Source organism: Nautilia profundicola AmH (assembly GCF_000021725.1).
Classification (GTDB): Bacteria; Campylobacterota; Campylobacteria; order Campylobacterales; family Nautiliaceae; genus Nautilia; species Nautilia profundicola.
This window is the reverse complement of the sequence record NC_012115.1, coordinates 1261207-1279342: the sequence shown is the minus strand read 5'-3', so window position 1 is coordinate 1279342 and position 18136 is coordinate 1261207. Positions and strand designations below refer to the sequence as shown.

Annotated in this window: 22 protein-coding genes; 20 read left to right on the top strand and 2 right to left on the bottom strand. The window is 30.9% G+C overall.

The window, feature by feature from the left end; translation table 11 throughout:
• Positions 1-126: 126 nt before the first annotated feature.
• Positions 127-945, bottom strand: a complete 819-nt coding sequence (gene panC, locus NAMH_RS06805) for a pantoate--beta-alanine ligase (RefSeq protein WP_012663696.1) — start codon at positions 943-945, stop codon at positions 127-129.
• Positions 946-1003: 58 nt separating this feature from the next.
• On the opposite strand from panC, the gene prfB reads away from it, so the two are divergent.
• The 16 genes from prfB (at position 1004) to NAMH_RS06725 (ending at position 14163) form a co-directional block, all read left to right on the top strand.
• Entirely contained in the window at positions 1004-2107 is a 1104-nt protein-coding gene (prfB, locus tag NAMH_RS06800; RefSeq protein ID WP_015902594.1) for a peptide chain release factor 2, read from the top strand.
• Positions 2104-2730, top strand: a complete 627-nt coding sequence (locus tag NAMH_RS06795) for a type II secretion system protein (RefSeq protein WP_012663750.1) — start codon at positions 2104-2106, stop codon at positions 2728-2730. Before prfB ends, NAMH_RS06795 begins: the two co-directional genes overlap by 4 nt.
• Complete coding sequence (locus NAMH_RS06790) at positions 2724-3764, top strand: type II secretion system protein (protein WP_041361637.1); 1041 nt, start codon at positions 2724-2726, stop codon at positions 3762-3764. Before NAMH_RS06795 ends, NAMH_RS06790 begins: the two co-directional genes overlap by 7 nt.
• A complete protein-coding gene (locus NAMH_RS06785; protein WP_012663492.1) occupies positions 3761-4204 on the top strand; it encodes a hypothetical protein in 444 nt (147 codons plus the stop codon). Before NAMH_RS06790 ends, NAMH_RS06785 begins: the two co-directional genes overlap by 4 nt.
• On the top strand, positions 4205-4654 hold the full coding sequence (locus tag NAMH_RS06780; protein ID WP_015902058.1) for a prepilin-type N-terminal cleavage/methylation domain-containing protein: 450 nt from the start codon (positions 4205-4207) through the stop codon (positions 4652-4654).
• Between the two features lie 4 nt (positions 4655-4658).
• A complete protein-coding gene (locus tag NAMH_RS06775) occupies positions 4659-6089 on the top strand; it encodes a hypothetical protein (RefSeq protein WP_012663693.1) in 1431 nt (476 codons plus the stop codon).
• Entirely contained in the window at positions 6082-6669 is a 588-nt protein-coding gene (locus NAMH_RS06770; protein WP_015902717.1) for a hypothetical protein, read from the top strand. The genes NAMH_RS06775 and NAMH_RS06770 overlap by 8 nt, the downstream gene beginning before the upstream one ends.
• Entirely contained in the window at positions 6666-7034 is a 369-nt protein-coding gene (locus NAMH_RS06765; RefSeq protein WP_012663475.1) for a hypothetical protein, read from the top strand. Before NAMH_RS06770 ends, NAMH_RS06765 begins: the two co-directional genes overlap by 4 nt.
• On the top strand, positions 7031-8380 hold the full coding sequence (locus NAMH_RS06760; RefSeq protein WP_015902445.1) for a type II secretion system protein GspD: 1350 nt from the start codon (positions 7031-7033) through the stop codon (positions 8378-8380). The genes NAMH_RS06765 and NAMH_RS06760 overlap by 4 nt, the downstream gene beginning before the upstream one ends.
• Positions 8370-9053 (top strand): AAA family ATPase, encoded by a 684-nt coding sequence (locus NAMH_RS06755; RefSeq protein ID WP_015901913.1) that lies wholly within the window; start codon positions 8370-8372, stop codon positions 9051-9053. Before NAMH_RS06760 ends, NAMH_RS06755 begins: the two co-directional genes overlap by 11 nt.
• Positions 9050-9709, top strand: a complete 660-nt coding sequence (locus NAMH_RS06750; protein WP_012663674.1) for a CDC27 family protein — start codon at positions 9050-9052, stop codon at positions 9707-9709. The genes NAMH_RS06755 and NAMH_RS06750 overlap by 4 nt, the downstream gene beginning before the upstream one ends.
• Positions 9696-10217 carry a hypothetical protein gene (locus NAMH_RS06745; RefSeq protein ID WP_015902392.1) on the top strand — a complete coding sequence of 174 codons (522 nt, stop codon included), beginning with the start codon at positions 9696-9698 and terminating at the stop codon, positions 10215-10217. Before NAMH_RS06750 ends, NAMH_RS06745 begins: the two co-directional genes overlap by 14 nt.
• Positions 10214-11887, top strand: coding sequence for a GspE/PulE family protein (locus NAMH_RS06740; protein ID WP_015902772.1), 1674 nt, complete (start codon positions 10214-10216; stop codon positions 11885-11887). Before NAMH_RS06745 ends, NAMH_RS06740 begins: the two co-directional genes overlap by 4 nt.
• On the top strand, positions 11877-13094 hold the full coding sequence (locus NAMH_RS06735; protein WP_015902173.1) for a type II secretion system F family protein: 1218 nt from the start codon (positions 11877-11879) through the stop codon (positions 13092-13094). Before NAMH_RS06740 ends, NAMH_RS06735 begins: the two co-directional genes overlap by 11 nt.
• Positions 13095-13253: 159 nt before the next feature.
• Positions 13254-13673: a type II secretion system protein gene (locus NAMH_RS06730; RefSeq protein ID WP_015901978.1), complete on the top strand. Its 420-nt coding sequence runs from the start codon at positions 13254-13256 to the stop codon at positions 13671-13673.
• Positions 13674-13677: 4 nt separating this feature from the next.
• Complete coding sequence (locus NAMH_RS06725) at positions 13678-14163, top strand: type II secretion system protein (RefSeq protein ID WP_015902488.1); 486 nt, start codon at positions 13678-13680, stop codon at positions 14161-14163.
• A 68-nt stretch (positions 14164-14231) separates the two neighbouring features.
• Here NAMH_RS06725 and NAMH_RS06720 read toward each other — a convergent pair whose 3' ends face one another.
• Positions 14232-15179 carry a sensor histidine kinase gene (locus NAMH_RS06720; protein ID WP_015902025.1) on the bottom strand — a complete coding sequence of 316 codons (948 nt, stop codon included), beginning with the start codon at positions 15177-15179 and terminating at the stop codon, positions 14232-14234.
• 48 nt (positions 15180-15227) lie between these two features.
• Between NAMH_RS06720 and NAMH_RS06715 the strand changes: the two genes are divergently transcribed.
• The 4 genes from NAMH_RS06715 to rpsR all read left to right on the top strand — a co-directional run bounded on the left by NAMH_RS06715 (position 15228) and on the right by rpsR (position 18113).
• Complete coding sequence (locus NAMH_RS06715) at positions 15228-16784, top strand: fatty acid--CoA ligase (protein WP_015902733.1); 1557 nt, start codon at positions 15228-15230, stop codon at positions 16782-16784.
• Between the two features lie 232 nt (positions 16785-17016).
• Positions 17017-17352: a 30S ribosomal protein S6 gene (rpsF, locus tag NAMH_RS06710; RefSeq protein WP_012663866.1), complete on the top strand. Its 336-nt coding sequence runs from the start codon at positions 17017-17019 to the stop codon at positions 17350-17352.
• A complete protein-coding gene (gene ssb / locus NAMH_RS06705) occupies positions 17345-17818 on the top strand; it encodes a single-stranded DNA-binding protein (RefSeq protein WP_015902016.1) in 474 nt (157 codons plus the stop codon). Before rpsF ends, ssb begins: the two co-directional genes overlap by 8 nt.
• Positions 17819-17828: 10 nt before the next feature.
• Positions 17829-18113 carry a 30S ribosomal protein S18 gene (gene rpsR, locus NAMH_RS06700; RefSeq protein ID WP_015901733.1) on the top strand — a complete coding sequence of 95 codons (285 nt, stop codon included), beginning with the start codon at positions 17829-17831 and terminating at the stop codon, positions 18111-18113.
• Positions 18114-18136: the final 23 nt, after the last annotated feature.

The following is an 18136-nucleotide window of genomic DNA, read 5'->3' as shown; positions in this document are numbered from 1 at the left end:
AAGTTGTTGAGGTTGGTTAAAATTTTTATTGTTAGTTGGGGTTGTTAAAGTTGTTAAGGTTTCAGAGCTTTATAGTTGCTGAAGTTAAAACTTTAATAACCTTAACCAACCTTAACAACTAATAAACTATATCCATATATTGTCGATAAGTCTTGTACTTCCGACTTTTGCGGCGAGTAGGATAATGGTGTTTCCAGGTTTTATTTCATCTATATGATTAAAGTCCCTGTCTACAAATGCAATATACTGAAGCTCGTCAACATCTAAAATTTCAAGCATTTCTTTTTCGATTTCTTCAATATTTTTCGTTTTTGAAGATAGTTTGGCGGCTCTTTTTAATGCTTTACTGATACTCAGAGCTCTTTTTCTTTCTTCTTCGCTTAAGTAAATGTTTCTGCTTGAGAGTGCAAGGCCGTCTTTTTCCCTTTTGGTTTCGCACTCTACTATTTCGATATCAAAAAAGAAATTATTAACCATCTGTTTAATCAGATACAGCTGCTGGGCGTCTTTTTTACCGAAATATGCACGAGTTGGACGGATAATATTAAAAAGTTTGTTTACAACCTGTAAAACACCGTCAAAATGTCCTGGACGATTGAAACCTTCTAAGATGTAACCTTTGATTTTAGGTGCTTTTATTAAAACTTCGTCGTTTGAATACATATTTTCAGGCGTAGGGGTAAACACTGCGTCGACTCCAGCACGTTTGCATATCTCAAAATCCGCTTCAAGGCGTCTTGGGTATTTGTCAAGATCTTCTCCCGGGAGAAACTGGGTTGGGTTTACAAATATAGAAACTATTACGTAATCGTTTTCTTTTCTTGCTTTTTCGATTAAACTCAAATGCCCTTCATGCAGGGCTCCCATAGTAGGGACGAAACCTATGCTTCCGTTTAACGATTTTGTGTAGTTTATGGCTTCTTTAGGTGAATTTAAAATTTTCATAAGCCGCCTTTTTTGGTAGAATTATATATAAATTTTGATATGTTATAAAAGGATAAAAATGGACGCATATGAATACAGCGAATTAATAAAGGAACTTGAAAACAAAATAGAAAACATCGAGTCTATTTTAAAACCTGAAAAACTTGAAGCAAGGTTAAAAGAAATAGAAGAGCTGGAAAACTCTCCGGATTTCTGGAATGATCCTAAAACAAGTGCTAAAGTGCAAAAAGAAAAAAACGCAATTTTAAGAAAACTTGAAAAATATAAAAAAGCAAAAACCGCCCTTCAGGACAATAAAGACATGTTTGAGCTTGCAAGCATGGAAGAGGACGAAGAGACTTTAAACGAAGTTTTTAACGACGTGCAGGATCTTAAAAAGATAATAAGGGATCTTGAAATCGAAGTAATGCTAAGCGATGAAAACGATGCGAAAAACGCGATTATTTCTATTCATCCCGGTGCAGGAGGTACAGAGTCGCACGACTGGGCTTCGATACTTTACAGAATGTATTTAAGATATGCGGAAAGAAGAGGTTGGAAAGTTGAAGTTCTTGATTATCAGGCGGGCGATGAGGCTGGAATTAAGGATGTGAGTTTTCTTGTAAAAGGAGAAAACGCATACGGGTACCTTAAAGCGGAAAACGGTATTCACAGACTTGTAAGGGTAAGTCCTTTTGACAGCGGAGGTAGAAGACACACGTCTTTCGCATCGGTGCAGGTTTCGCCTGAGATTGATGATGACATTGAAATAGAAATCGATCCTAAAGATATAAGAATAGATGTGTTTCGTGCGAGCGGTGCAGGAGGTCAGCACGTAAATAAGACTGAAAGTGCGGTAAGAATTACACATATCCCGACCGGTATTGTTGTTGGGTGTCAAACAGACAGAAGCCAGCACAAAAATAAAGACATGGCAATGAAAATGTTGAAATCAAAGCTGTATGAACTTGAACTTGAAAAAAGAAAAGCCGAGGAAGAAGGTAAACCTAAAGATGAGATGGGATGGGGACATCAGATCAGAAGTTATGTTCTTTTCCCTTATCAGCAAGTGAAAGACAACAGAAGCAATAAAGCATATTCAAGGGTTGACGATATACTTGACGGAGATTTGGATGAGGTAATTGAGGATGTACTGATTGCCGAAAAGGAACATGAGAATTGAGAAAAGCTATAACATTAATAGAACTTATTTTTACTATTGTGATTATAGCTGCCGTATTTACGGTAATTCCTAAAATAATTTATGTAAGCAATAAAACACTTGAGTTTTCTAAAAAAGAAGATGCGATTTTTAATATGATGTCTAAAATAATGGATATTTCCCTTAAAGAATATGACCGTCAAAATATAAATTACGATGATATTTTACTTGTAAACGATCCTCCCGTAAATGTTTTAGACTGTAATGCCACAAGCGGTTATAGGCTTGGCGGGTTTGCAGGAAGCAGAAACTGTAAAAATGCTGTTTTCGAAAGTTCGATACCGATTAATAATAGCGGTGAATTTGATTATATTGAAGGATATAACGGAATTGAAGTTAATACAACACAAAACGGTAGGACTGTATATACTTTAAAAATTAATGTCGGATATACAGACGAATGGCATAAAAATGATTATGGAACTCAAAATTTAAATTTTGAGTTTACAAATACAAGCAATAATGATAAAACTAATATCAAAAGAGTTTACATTGAAGTTTTGAATGGAAATAAACAGATTTCTTCTATTGTGTATTACAGTGCGAATATTGGACATATAAAAATAAACGGTATACAGTGGTGAAAAAATTGAAAATGAACAATGGAAAATGGAAAATGGAAAATTACTCCAACAACTTTACCAACTCTAACGACCTTAAAAACTTTAAAACCTCATTTACTTTAATCGAAGCTATATTTGTAATTGTGATACTTTCTTTCGTATTAATAGGAGGGTTTCAGATATTAAGTAAACTTTATGTTAGAAATTATATAGCCAAACAGACCTCAAAATTCGAATTTATTTCCCAGCAGACACTTGATCAGGTTTCGCAGATAATATATAACAGGATTCCTCTTAGCGTTATAGGATATAATCAACAGACCGGTGAATTTCAATATATAGGCAATATAATTCAAAATAATAAATATCCGATTTTAGAATGGATCGGATATTTGAATGATGCAATGGTAGATGATAATTTAAGCGGATTTGTAGACTTATATGAAAGTAATAAACCTGTTATTAAAGCATTGGATTTTAACAGCGGCTTTATAAATGAGATATTAAAAAATAAATACGACACAGCTCAAAATTTAAAAGATTTGACATCGATTATTTTTGCCGGGAGTTTTGATAGGGGCAGTGAAAACATACTTAATGATTATAACAACTCTTTCGGGTGGCATGGAAACAGGGCAGACTTGGTATACAGGATATCGGATTATTCCCAAAGTGGTAATAATTGTTTTTTAACTTTAAAAAATTATGATAATACCGATATTACGCATGCTTCAATTTATGAAAAATTTTATTTGGCAGACAGTGCATATGCAATTGCTTTAAAAAAAGATTTAGATCAAAATAAATGGAAATGCAATGATTTAAACTGGAGCGATCTGCAAGATGATGATTTGCTTTTATTTTATAATTACAGGCCTTGGAAGGGTGAGAGTTTTTGTGCAGATGACGGAACCGGTAATGTAACCGTTTTAACATCTAATGTGAAAGCTTTTAAAGTAAAAAAAATAAACTATCATTTAATGATGAAAATTGAAATGTTTAAATCAAGAGGAGATATCAATATTTCTGTATCCAAACAAAAGGTAATATTTTGAAAAAAGCATTCGGAGTCATAAGTGCGCTTATTATAATGCTTCTGGTGGCGGCTTTAATGGTTGCTGTTGTTAAAATCTCTTTTATAAGTATCAAGCACACAAGTGATTCTTATTTGCAACAAAGGGCTCAGTTGTTTATGCAAAGTGTTATTGAGAATTCTTTAATGGCTATTGAGGGATATAACCGTAAAACTAACAATAACTGTTTGGAACATTTAACATTTAAAGATGAACAAAAAAGATTTATCGCAAATGTCGATATTTTGAAATATTACTGCTATGATTTAAATGACTGTCCTTGTGATAATGCAGTTAAAATATCAACTCCTAAATCACACGGGTATGTATTGTTAAAAGTGACGGTAGAGTCCAACATTACCAATCCCAAAAATGATAATAAAAAAATAAAACTTGAAAAAGTTACATTGCAAAGGCCTTAAATGAAAGCTTTTAGTTTGATGGAACTTATTTTTGTAATTGTGATCATGGGGATATTAAGCTTTATCGGCCTGCAATTTATTCCTGATGAAACTTTAACTACCGATACTCAGATATTAAAAGAAAAAGTATTACAAAAAAAATCAAATGCGTTGGGATATAAATTTATTGGGAACAGTGATTATGTATGTATTACGTTTAATAAAGACATATTAAACAATGAAGATAAAAATTCAAACGAAAAGGTACATTACAAATTTAAATCGAACATTGAAGTTTACGGATTAAATAATGGGAATACAATTTGCTTCGATAATGCAGGAAGGCCATTTGACGGTGAAATTGATGAAAATTTGACAAAGATTATACATACTAATATAATTATTTCGTTAAAATATAAAAATAATGAGCAAAATTTCACAATTTATCCGATTACAGGCTCAATAAGGTGAGAGGTTGAAAGTAATTTATTTATCAAAAGACAGCATATATATTAATGAAAATGACAGAGTTGTTAAAAAAGAGCTTGGATATGAGAAAGGTATTATTACATCATCTTTAGGTTACAACCATATATTAAATATTACTTTTAAACTTTCAAAAGATATCGATAAAGAAATGCTTGAGGTTGAAGCGGAAAAATATGTATTTACGGAAGGTTCTTTAGATTATTCCAAAGAATATAAAATAAATTATATTTTTAAAGAATATGATGACCATTACAATGTCGAAGCTTTTATTGTTGAAACGGATGTTTTAAAAAAGCAATTTGAAAAATATTTAAAAATATATAAATATATTGATTTTATTTCCGCTAAACCTTTTGTTTTTAAAAGTTATTATGATATTAGCAACATAAAACCTCAAAACGATGCTTTTATATATTTAGACGAAAACGAAGCTTTCTTGAGCTGTTTTGAAAACGGGGAGTTTGTTTTTGTTAAAAGTATAAGTAAATTATCATCTTTAGCTAAACAGCTTGATGTGTCAGTTGACGAAGTGAAGAATATATTAATGACAAAAGGTCTGAATCAAGATAATTACGATGATATTGAAACATTTAATGTTATTGATTCGTTTTTTACACAGTTTTTTATGAAAGTCAGTAATTTAATAAATTATTCGGTAAGCTATTACGGACTTACTAAAGTTGATAGAATATTTTTTTATTCACCATTTGAAATAGAAAACTTATTTGAGAGTTATAATTCTTTTTGGGATTTAAGCGGAATTGCTTTTAAAAAATATGAAATTCCTACCGATTATGATGCGTTTGATTATACCGCAACTATATATAATACAAAACATTATCAAAACGAAAACGAAAATTTTTCTATTTTTCCAAAGCCAATACCTTTTTATAAAACCAAAAGCGGGATACTTGTTCTTTTAATAATACTGTCTGTTCTTTTTATAGGAGTGGATGCTTTTGTCAAAAACCAGACAATAAAGAAAAAAGAGAGCGAAATTTTATTACTGAAAAAGAAAATTAACAGAAATATGAGAGAAGAAAAACTTTTGAAATCCGCTGTAATTAAATATCATAAAGTCATAGCCAAAATAAAAGCCGATAATCTTGCTATTCAAAAACAAATTACCGATATATCTGAAAAAGTGATGTTTTTAGAGAATATTCAAAGAAAAAAATTAACTGCTAACGAGTTGGCGGATTTGGTAAATGAATTAAAAAAATATAATTTGAAACTATTATCTTTTGAAAAAAACGGGGATAATATATCTCTTTTAATTGTTAGTGAGTTTGGTAATTCTTCGGATATTGCCGATTTTATGAAAGATATGTATAAGTTGGGTTATAAAAACGTTGAATCAACTGAGATAAAAAACAAAGATGGAATTTATATTTCAAAAGTGAGTTACGATGAATAGAATTGAAGAATATCTAAACTCATTAGATAAGAAAAATTTAGTTTTATTATACGCTTCCATAATTATTGCCGTGTTTATAGTTTATTACAACTATAATTACAATATTTTACAAGAAAAGATTGACAATTATAATGTAAAAATTGTACAACTAAAGAAAAAACTGGAAAGTACCAATTCTCTAAGATCAGTATTGAGTGAATTAAAAACCCAGTTAAAAAAATTAAAAAAACAAAATGTTTCGTTAAATGAAGATTTGAAATATTTAAACGTGTTAGTCAAAACTTCTTCAATATTGCATATAAATGAAAAAAACTTTTTGAATATATTAAAAAACGTACTTCACAATGCAATACAAAACAATATCAAAGCGTCATATACAATTGACAAAAATACTGATGAATATAAAAAATACATAATAAACGTTCAAGGCGAATTTGAACCGGAAATGTTTGATAAATTTTATGAATTTATTAAAAATCTGGAGAAGATCAAAGCAATAAAAGAGATAACACAGTTGAAGATTATTAAAAAAGATAAAGTGCAGTTTGATATGAATATTGTTTTTTGGAGTCTTTTATGAAAAAATTAATAATATTTGTTATTTTGATAACTCTTAATGCAGATATTTATACCGTTATAACCGAAATAAAAAAAATGCAAACATATACTCCGAATTTTAAGAAAATAGAAAAATATAACATATTCAGCAGTTTTAATATAGTAAATAAAAATATACCTTTAGAGATCACGGCCCAAGATAAAATATTGAGTTTAAACGCAATTTTTCAAAATAAAGCCGATATAAACGGTGTATGGGTTAAAGTAGGAGATGAAATAGCTGGTTATAAAGTTATAAAAATAAACAATAATGAAGTAGTTCTTAAAAAAAATAACACAATTAAAAAACTTGTATTGAAATCAAACATATTAAAGGTTGTAAAATGAAAAAACTGTTAATTTTAATATTATTTATAACTTCAATGTTTGCAACTGATTGTGATAAAAAACTTTTTTCTTTACACATTGCAAATCCTGTAAACTTTAAGATGATTTTATCTGATTTAGTTAACGAATGTAAGTTGAATATAGTATTAAAAGATAAAAAAGCAAAAAAAATGATTAATCAAAATCTTGAATTTATTAATGTTGAAAATGTTTCTTTTAAAGAGCTGTTGAATACATTGTTTCAACATGCGGATCTATTTTATGAATTAAAAAACAATACATTAATTGTATCGTATAACAAAACAAAAACATTTAGGGTTGATTTCATTCCTAATTCTATAAGCGGTATTTCAAATATTGATTCCACGGATAATACGATAAAAACAGATTACAAATTTGATTTCTGGGATAATTTGAAAAATAATATTATTCAGATACTGAAAAATACTAATCCGAATTATAAAGAACCAATAATTGATAAAAACTCAGGTTTGGTGACTGTGACTGGAGACAGAAATCAGATTGAAGAAATTGACAGATATATCAATGATTTAAACAACAGACTGCATAAAGAGGTGCTCATAGATGTTAAAATATATAGTGTTACTCTTTCAAGTTCTCATAAAACGGGTATCGACTGGTCTCAACTTTCCTTATCATTAGCGGACAAAAGTGTTCCTATTACGGCGTCAAATATAATAGGAGCAAATGCCGTATTCAAAGAAGCAACATTTAATGTCGGGGGGCTTTTAAACTTTTTAGCTCAAAACGGTAATGTTAATTCTATTTCAAACCCTAAAATAGTAACTTTGAATAATCAAAAAGCATTAATTAAAGTGGGAGATACTATTTATTATAAATATGCTTCGGAAATTACAACGGATAACAATGGTAACCCTACAACGGAATACACGATTGATTCTAAATTTGTAGGAGTGCTGTTAGATATAACACCACAAATAAGTGATAACGGAGAAATAATCTTAAGTATTAATCCGAGAATCAGTGCGTTTAAAGATGCAACACAGTTAAGTAATGTCAATAGGGATATGCCACCGGATACTCAAGATAATACCATGATAAGTGTCGTTAAATTAAAAGATAACGACACTCTTGTATTGGGAGGACTTATTACGGATGATAAACAGCTAAAAGTAAACGGGGTTCCGGTATTAAAAGAAATTCCTATTATTAAATATTTATTCTCATCAAGAGAAGAAATTACAACAAAAAAAGAGCTTGTTTTTGTTATAACTCCTCATATAATCGACTTAAAACAGAAAAAAACATTAAGAGATTACGGGTATAAAAAACTTCCGAGTTTAGAGGATTTAAATGTTAGGTGAACTTATTGAGGAGTTTAGGGATAAAATAGACATAAATGATTTTTTCAGTTACATTAATTTTGAAATAGTAAAAGAAGAATTAATATCCACTAAATCGAATATAATTTTTTTATTGGGAAAACCCGGAAGCGGCAAAAGTTATATGCTTTCACTTTTAAAGTACAAATATCCCGAGAAATACATTCTTCAAAAAGAACCTTTTTTAAGTAAAGAAGAGTTTTTAAATACACATAAGAATCTTAAAAACAAGGTGATTTTAATTGATGAAGCCCAATTATTACCTATAGAAATGATTGAATTTTTAAGACTATTAAGTGATAACGGAAATCAAGTTGTATTGAGTATGCATCAAAAAGAAGGCGAAAAAATTGCGAATTTACCGCAGTTTGCATCAAGATATACCCAAAAAATTTTTATGAAACCCCTTACGTTTGATGAATTTGAAAAATATGTGATGTCTAAATTTATAAAAAACAACAGATATGATTTAATTGATAAGAAAAGACTAAAAAAAATATACAAACTTACAAAAGGCAATTTTAGGCTTTCTAAGAAATTTATTTTTACTGCTTTAACGCTACTTGATTATTCTTTCAGAAACTCTCTAAAATACAATAGAATCGATAACTGTATCATTGATATGACAGCATTGGAATTAGGATTGATAAAATGACATTTTTAGAATTAGAAAAAAAATGTAAAAAAAGGAAATTATTAAAGCTCCTAAAAATATTATTATTTGTACTAATATTATCTGCAGCGGTTAGTTTTTATTTGTTTAAGTTAAATAAAAGCGATACACAAAACAATAAAAATATTGAACTAATAAATAAAAAACAACCTGTTAAGCAAAAAGAAACCGATATAAAACAAGATATAAAAACAAACGAAATAAAAAAAGAAACAAAAACTGAAAAAAACAGTAATGCAAAATTAAATTTAATTATCGATTTAAACATTACTGAACCTGGGAAAACTGAATCAAAAATGCCTAAACCAAAACAAGAACAGGCTCAACAGACATCTCCTGTAAAAGTTAAAAAAGACAACTCGTTTATTATGACAGCTCAAACGTTACCTTCTTTTGAAACCTGTATGGCATTAGCAAAAAAATATTATCAAGAGGGTAATTATAAAGAAGCCTTAAAATGGGCAAAAAACGCCAATACACAAAATAATAAAAAACCAGATTCGTGGATTATGAGTGCAAGGGCTTTATATAAACTCGGAAAGAAAGACGAAGCATTGAAAATACTTAAAATATACTATAATTACCATAAGGACGAGTCCGTTAAAAAAGTAATGGGGGAATTTAATGAAACTAATTAGTTTATCAGGTTTTCTTTTGTTGTTTAGCCTAAACTTACATGCTGATTTAGTTAAAGATTATTTAAATAAAAAATATTATCAGATCTGTTCATTCCAGAATATTAAAAAATACAAAAACAATGAAAAAGCTTTAAGCATTATTGGGGTTTCATGTATTAAAGTAGATAGTATTTATTTATTGCCTTATATTATAAATCAATTGAGAAATACAAGTTACGGAAGAAAAAACGCAATTTATTTTTTGACTATTTTAATGGAAAAGAAACTTATATATTCTTATCTGTATGACGGCATTTCTTTAAAATCTTTTTCTTTTCCGATGACCGATTATATATTGTCATATATATTTCAGGCTCTAAAAACTGATAATTTTAAAAAAGTAGGAGATATGATAATTATAGAAAATAAACAAAAAGGCATTACTTACAATGTTTATAAAAAAAATGACAAAGTTTATATTGACGAATTTAAAGATGGAAAATTAATAAAAAGGCGATGGTATAGATGATTAAGAAAAAAGTAAGATTAGGGGATTTATTATTACATGAAAAAATAATTACCGAAGAAGAGCTTAGTAAAGCGTTAGAAAAACAAAACGAGTATAAACAGCAAGGGGTTTTTAAAAAACTTGGTGAAATTTTGATAGAGTTGGGATTTGCAACAGAAAAGCAGATATTAGAAGCTCTTTCCAAACAGCTTAACTTTCCTTTTGTGGATTTATACGGTGAAAAAATAGATTATGAACTGTTGTCATCTTTTCCGCTAAACCTTATAGAAAAACATCATGTAATTCCTTTTAAAAAAGATGATGAATATATATATGTGGCCACTGCGGACCCTCTTGATTATGATTCTTTGGAATTAATTGAAAAATTTTCTCCTAAACCTTTAAAAGTGTTTATAGCATTAAGTAAAGATATACAGATTATTATTGAACGTTTAAAAATCAACATTTCCACACATGAACTGATAAATAAAGTAAAAAAAGAACTAAAAAGCGGGGGAACCGAAAGTATTAGTGCCATTGATGAACTACTTGATTTGATATTGGAAAAAGCCATTAAAGACAGGGCGACGGATGTGCATATCGAACCTTTAAGATACAACTTTATTGTAAGAGCCAGAACAGACGGTGTGTTAAAAGAGCTGTTTTCATTTGAAAAAGAGATTTATTTCCCTCTTGTTTCAAAAATAAAACTTTTATCAAATATGGATATTAGTGAAAAAAGAAAACCTCAAGACGGCCGTTTTACAAAAAACTACAATTCTAACATTTATGATTTCAGGGTTTCAACAACTCCAACTCTTCACGGTGAGAGTGTGGTTTTAAGAATTCTGGATCAGGAAAAAATTCTTCTTCGTATGACTGAACTTGGAATGAGTGAGTATAACCTTAAAAGATTTGAAAAACTTATCCACTCTCCTTATGGGATTGTGTTTGTCACTGGTCCTACGGGAAGCGGTAAAACAACAACTCTTTATGCGGCTTTAAATGAAATTAAAGGTGTCGACAAAAAAATTATTACGATTGAAGACCCAGTCGAATATGAAATACCTCTTATTCAGCAAATACCGGTAAACGCTAAGATAGGAGTTACATTCGCTACAGCACTTAGAAGTATTTTAAGACAGGATCCGGATATTATAATGCTTGGGGAAGTTAGAGATACTGAAACACTCGAATCTGCCATTCAAGCATCTTTAACAGGGCATTTGGTCTTAGCTACGCTTCATACAAATGATGCGCCGAGTGCCGTTACAAGAATGATTCAAATGGGGGCTCAAAACTATATGGTTGCCGATTCTTTAATAGGAGTTGTGGCTCAAAGGCTTGTAAGGAAAATCTGTCCATACTGTAAAACCGAGTATTTTCCTTCAAAAGAAGAGCTTGAAATGATAAAGCCGTTTTTAAAAGAGGAAATTAAATTTTACAAAGGACAAGGCTGTAAAGAGTGCGGATTTACGGGATATATAGGCCGTGAGATGATTAGTGAAGTGCTTGTGATAAATGAAAAACTTGCTCATTTAATCGCGATTAATAAAGATAAAATCGAAATATTAAAAGCGGCTAAAGAGAGTGGATTTGTAAGTATGATTGATGACGGTATAAATAAAATAAAAGCCGGAATTACAACTTTAGAAGAAATTCTAAGGGTGGTTAAAGTCGATGTACTTTAAAATAGAGTATATTAAAAACGGAAAAATGCAAGATATAGTGATTTCTGCAAAATCCGTAAAAGATGCAATCAAAAAATTTAGAGAAAAAAAACTTGGTGTAATTATTAATATTGAAGAATTTAAAAAACCTTCTTTATTTGAAGAAATTGTTAAAAAACTTGATCTTGCCAAAGTGGAACTTGAAGAATATATTGCGGTATTAGAGCAGATGTATGTTATGCTGGATGCCGGACTTGCAATAGACATGGTGGTGGGAAATATAAAAGACACAATTAAAAATAAAAGATTAAGGCAGATATTTTATTCTTTAGAAAATGATATTAAAGCGGGGTTGTCTTTAACCTCCGCTTTTGAAAAATTTGAAAAAGAACTTGGAAAACTTACCGTTTCAATGATTAAACTCGGAGAAGAAACGGGAGATTTGGCAAGTGCAATTAAAGATTTATCCGTTATATTGCATGAAATACTTGATAACAGAAAAAGATTAAAAAAGGCAACACGTTACCCGATGTTTATAGTGTTTGCCATGAGTATTGCTTTTGTTATTGTTATACTCTTTGTCATACCTCCATTTAAGTCGATATTTGCACAATTAAATACCGAACTCCCTTTACCAACAAGGTTTTTACTCTGGATCGAGGCGTCTATTCAAGAATATGGATTATATATTTTATTAGGAGCTTTCGTTATTTTCGGATTGATTACTTATATGTATAATACTAATGAAAATGTCCGACTCAAAATGGATAAACTGCTTTTAAAAATATACATTGTAGGTCCTGTAATTAAACTTGCCATGACAGGAAGATTCGTATACGTACTGCAAAGGCTTATAGACTCAGGTATTCCGATTTTGGATGCTGTGGATATTGCACTTAATATTATTGATAACACATATATGAAAAAACAGTTTGAACATATTAGAACTGCTATTGTGACAGGAGGTACTATTAAACAAGGATTTGAAGAAAGCGGTATGTTTGAAAATATGTCTGTTCAGATGATTGCTGCAGGTGAAGAGAGCGGATCTCTTGTATTGATGCTGCAAAAAGTAAGTAATTATTATCTTGAGAAATACAGATATATTGTCGATAATATAGCTGTATTGATAGAGCCGATTTTGATAGCGGCGATAGCAGGATTTGTAATGACGCTTGCACTTGGTATATTCCTTCCGATGTGGAATTTGACAGAAGCGATAAAATAGGAGTTAATGTGAATGTAGAAACCGGTAGTATAGTGACGGCGATAATAAGTATGTTGATTTTAGGTTTTGTACTATGGATTGTGCATAAAATATCTAATGTTTAAGAAGCAAATGTCGATATTGTGATATAATAATACAAAAATTTGACAAGGAGTAAAAATGAAAAAAGCGTTTACATTAATCGAACTAATTTTCGTTATTGTAATTATCGGACTATTGGCAGCTGTTGCTGTTCCTAAGTTTTTAAATCTTAAACAGCACGCTGAAGCGAACAGTGTAGTTAAAACTACAGTAGATGCGGCGCAACAAGCGGTAGAAGCTGCAATTAATTATAGAGACTTAGAAGGAAAAGAATATAATCTTTCAGATTTGATTACTTTAAAAGGTAAAAACTGGAATTGGCCTGATAATAACACAACTGAATATAATGACAGCGGTAACATAGTAGCGAGAATTGAATTAGGCGACGGTTGGGTTAATTATGAAATTAACTGTTCTAAATTCAAAGATCAAACAACAATAGAGAAATGTAAGAATTTATTAGGAAAATCTTCAATCGAAGCAAACTTAACATATTAATATAATGAAAAAAGCATTTACATTAATAGAGCTTATTTTTGTAATCGTAATAATTGGGGTTTTGGCGTCAATTGCCATCCCCAAATTTAAAAACCTCACAACACATGCAAAATCTTCAGGAATCAAATCAGTAGTTACATCTGTACAATCTTCAATTGACAATATTCACGGAAAGTGGATTATCAATGATAATTATATTTGGGATCCCGACGGTGACGGGAATACAAATCTGAATGACGAAGGATACCCTATATCACTTGACAGCGGAAAAAACGAAACTTCATTATTCAAATATGTATTAAAAATACCGGTACCAAGCTGTGGAAACAGAACTCAAAGCTGCTGGAAAGAGTATGATGATAACAGATACGAGTATATATATACTCCAAGTAAGATCTTAAAAATTGATTATAATGCAACAACAGGAACACTTGAGTGTACAGACGGTGTAGGAATAACTAAAGAGGAATGCGAACAAACCATTTACTAAAAATTCACATCAACTATCAACTTTCAACTATTAACAATTAACAATTAACTATTAACTATTAACCACACTTATTTAGGCAGGTATAACTTAAATCCTTTTTTCTTTGTTGCAATTTCTATTTTTCCGTTGTGAGCATTTATTATTTCCAAGCTTAAAGCAAGGCCTAAACCGTTACCTTTTGTTTTAGTGGATTTAAAAGGCTCGAATAAAATATCTTTATTTTCAAACTCTTTTCCGTTATCGTAAATATTGATAATGTGATAATTTTCATCGTTTTCATATAAAATTTCAATTAATCCCTGTTCCGTATCGTCTTCTTCAATTGCATCTATTGCGTTGAAAATCATATTTTGAAGAACTAATAGCAGTAAATCAAAATCCGCTTTAATTTCAATGTCTGGTAAGAAAAATAAAAACTCTATCTCTTTCGAATAAGAATAATATTTAATAGAGTTTTCTATTTCTTCTTTAAGTTCACTTAGTAAAAAGGGTTTAATCTTCGGTTGTAGGCCTTTTGAAAAGAGAAGGGTGGATTTTATAATTCTTTCTATTCTAAATATAGAGCTTTTCATCTCTTCAAGCAATTCATTACCGCCGCACTGTTTTTTAAGAAGAGATATTAAAATAGAAATCGAACCTATCGGATTTCTTATTTCATGTGCGAGATGAGCCGCCATCTGTCCCATAGCTATTAAGCGTTCATTTCTTTTTTGTTCGGTTATATCGGTGGCGCTTATGATGTTTTTGTCTTTAATTGTGGATTTTTGAACCAAAAAGACCTTGTTTGAGATTTCTATTTCCCCCGTATTCGGAATAGAGTCGAACTCTTTTGTTTTTGAGTTTTGAACTATAACTTCACCGTTTTTGTCTACAACCCAAAGCGCCTGGGGTAAAAATTCTATTACTCCGTTTAAAATATTTTTCAGTTCAATAAACTCTTCTTCAACCTCATATGTTCTTTGAATCAGAGTTTCAAGGTTTTTTAATAGCTCTTTTTGAGAGGAAGGGATTTCCATAATTTACCTTTTTGGTATAATTTTTCATAATTTTATCAAAGGAAGAATATGATTAAATACGATTATAATAACTTTTATGAGATTTTGGAAAAGAATGCTAAACAATATCCCAAAAAAACCGCTTATTTTATTGACGACAGAAAAATAACTTGGGGCAGAGTAAAGAAAAAAGTCGATACGTTTGCAAGAACCCTTGAATTTTTAGGAGTTAAAAAAGGTGACAAGGTTCCTATTTTTGTAGGAAACTCTATTGAGTATATCGTGGCTCTTTTGGGTATTCAAAAATTAGGCGCCGTTGCTGTTCCGATTAATACGTTTTTGAAAGAAGAAGAAGTTGCGTATATCGTTAATGACGTTGAAGCGACATTGATGGTGGCAAGTGCCAAACTTGCCGGATCTATCAAAAATATCAGGGATAAAACGAATATTAAAAAAATAATATGGGAAGGGGACTGGGAAAAAGTAGATGCGGACAACATCTCTTTTAGTGAAATACTTTCAAACTTTGAATCTCATGAAGTTAGCGAACTTCCGAAAATTGACGACTTAGCCGTTATTATTTATACTTCAGGGACTACAGGTAAGCCTAAAGGGGCAATGCTTAGTTACAAAAACTTTTTTTCAAATATTTACGGGGTTAACGAACTTATAAAACTCAATCACAAAGACAGATTTATCGCATATCTTCCTATGTTCCATTCATTTACGCTGACGGTTAACATTCTTCTTCCTATGTTTTATGCCGCTCCTGTTGTAATAATACGCTCGATTATGCCTTTTAGCAATATTATTAAACAGACTTTACTTAAAAGAGTGACTATTTTTACAGGTGTGCCTGATGTTTATTCAGCACTTAGCCGTGCAAAACTTCCTTTTTATTTCCATTGGTTTAATAAAGTGAGATTTTATATTTCAGGTGCCGCAGCGCTACCTGGAGAAGTTCTTGAGAGATTTTCGGCAAAATTTAAAAAAGGAAAACTTCTTGAGGGTTACGGACTTAGTGAAACATCGCCAGTTGTAGCCGTAAATAGACCGGAACTTCAAAAGCCGTATTCGGTAGGACCGGCAATTCCTGGTGTAGAAGTTAAAATTGTAAATGATGAGCTTATGGAAGTGCCAGTAGGAGAGCCGGGTGAGATTATCGTCAAAGGCGACAACGTAATGCAAGGATATTATAAACGTGAAGACGCAACGGCCGAGACAATTATAAACGGCTGGCTTTTAACAGGTGATATAGGAAAAGTGGATGAAGACGGATATATTTATATACTTGACAGAAAGAAAGATTTAATAATTTCTAAAGGTGTAAATATTTATCCGCGTGAAATCGAAGAGATATGTTTAAAATACGACGGTGTGAAAGAGTGTGCGGTTGTCGGAATGAAAGATGAGCAAAGCGGTGAAATTCCGGTTGCGTTTATAGAGCTTGAAGACGGGGCCGAGATAAAAGAAGGAGAGCTTAAGAGATTTTTAAAACAGCACCTTGCAAACTATAAAGTACCAAAGCACATCTATTTTGTAGAAGAACTTCCGAAAAACGCAACTGGTAAAGTTTTAAAAAGAGTATTAAGAGATAAAATAGACGAGTATATAAATAAAAATTAAAAGTTATAGAGATTGTTGAGGTTGCAAGAGTTTTTTAGTGCTGTGGAGGTTATTAAAGTTTTTATGGTTATTTAGTTCAGCTTTAAAAACTTTTTAAACTTTAAAACCATAACAACTTATTAAATGTTAGTTATTTTACATTTATATAAAAATATAGTATAATAACGCCTCAAAATTTAAAAACGCCTCCTTGCTCCAAAAAGCAGGGGCTAAAAAGCCAGAAGGAGAATTTATGAGTTTAAGACATTATGAAACGATGTTTATTCTTAAGCCTACTCTAACAGATGAAGAGAGAGCTAAGAATGTAGAAAACATCCAAAACGTTATCAAAGAAAACGGTGGAGAAGTAGCAGCATTAGATAAAATCGGTGTAAGAGAACTTGCATATCCGATTGCTAAATTTGAAAGAGGTGATTATTACATAGTTTATTATAAAGCACCTGCAAGCGCAGTACTTGAGCTTGAAAGACAAATGAGATATAACGAGGATCTACTAAGATTCATGACTGTTAAATATGAAAACAAAAAAGAAATCAAACGCTGGGAAGAGATGGTAAAAAATGTATAATAAAGTTATTCTCGTAGGAAACTTAACACGTGACGTTGAATTAAAATATACGCCTACGGGAACAGCTATTGCCAAATTCGGACTGGCTACTAATAGAACATTTAAAGATAACGTAACCGGAGAAAACAAACAAGAGGTTATGTTTATTGATATAACTGTTTTCGGAAGAAGTGCCGAAATAGCCAACCAGTACCTTAGAAAAGGTAGAAAAGTATTAATTGAAGGTCGTTTAGTTCTTGACCAATGGGTAGATGGGAACGGACAAAAACGCAGCAAACATTCTATAGTTGCAGAAAAAGTGCAGTTTATGGAGAATAAAAACAGCGGAGATGAAGGCGGATACCAACAATCAACACCTTCATATAATCAACCGCAGCAGCCGACGGCTCAGCCACAGATGCAACAAAAACAAAATCAAAACAATATTCCGTCAATCGATATCGATGACGAAGAAATACCATTTTAAAGGATAAATAATGGCAGCAGATCCAAAGAAAAAATACGGAAAAAAAAGATGCAAATACTGCGAAATGAAAGTAGATTTCATCGGATATAAAGATCTTGATTTAATTAAATATTCTCTATCTGAGAGATATAAAATTATGCCAAGAAGACTTACTGGTACTTGTAAAAAACACCAAGATATGGTTACTAAAGCTATTAAAAGAGCAAGACAAGTTGCACTTATCCCTTACGTAGTAGATAGACACAGAGTAATCGAAAATCCGTTCGACGCAATTAAACCTCTTAAAACTAAGTAATTTATAAACTTTTTGAAGATTGT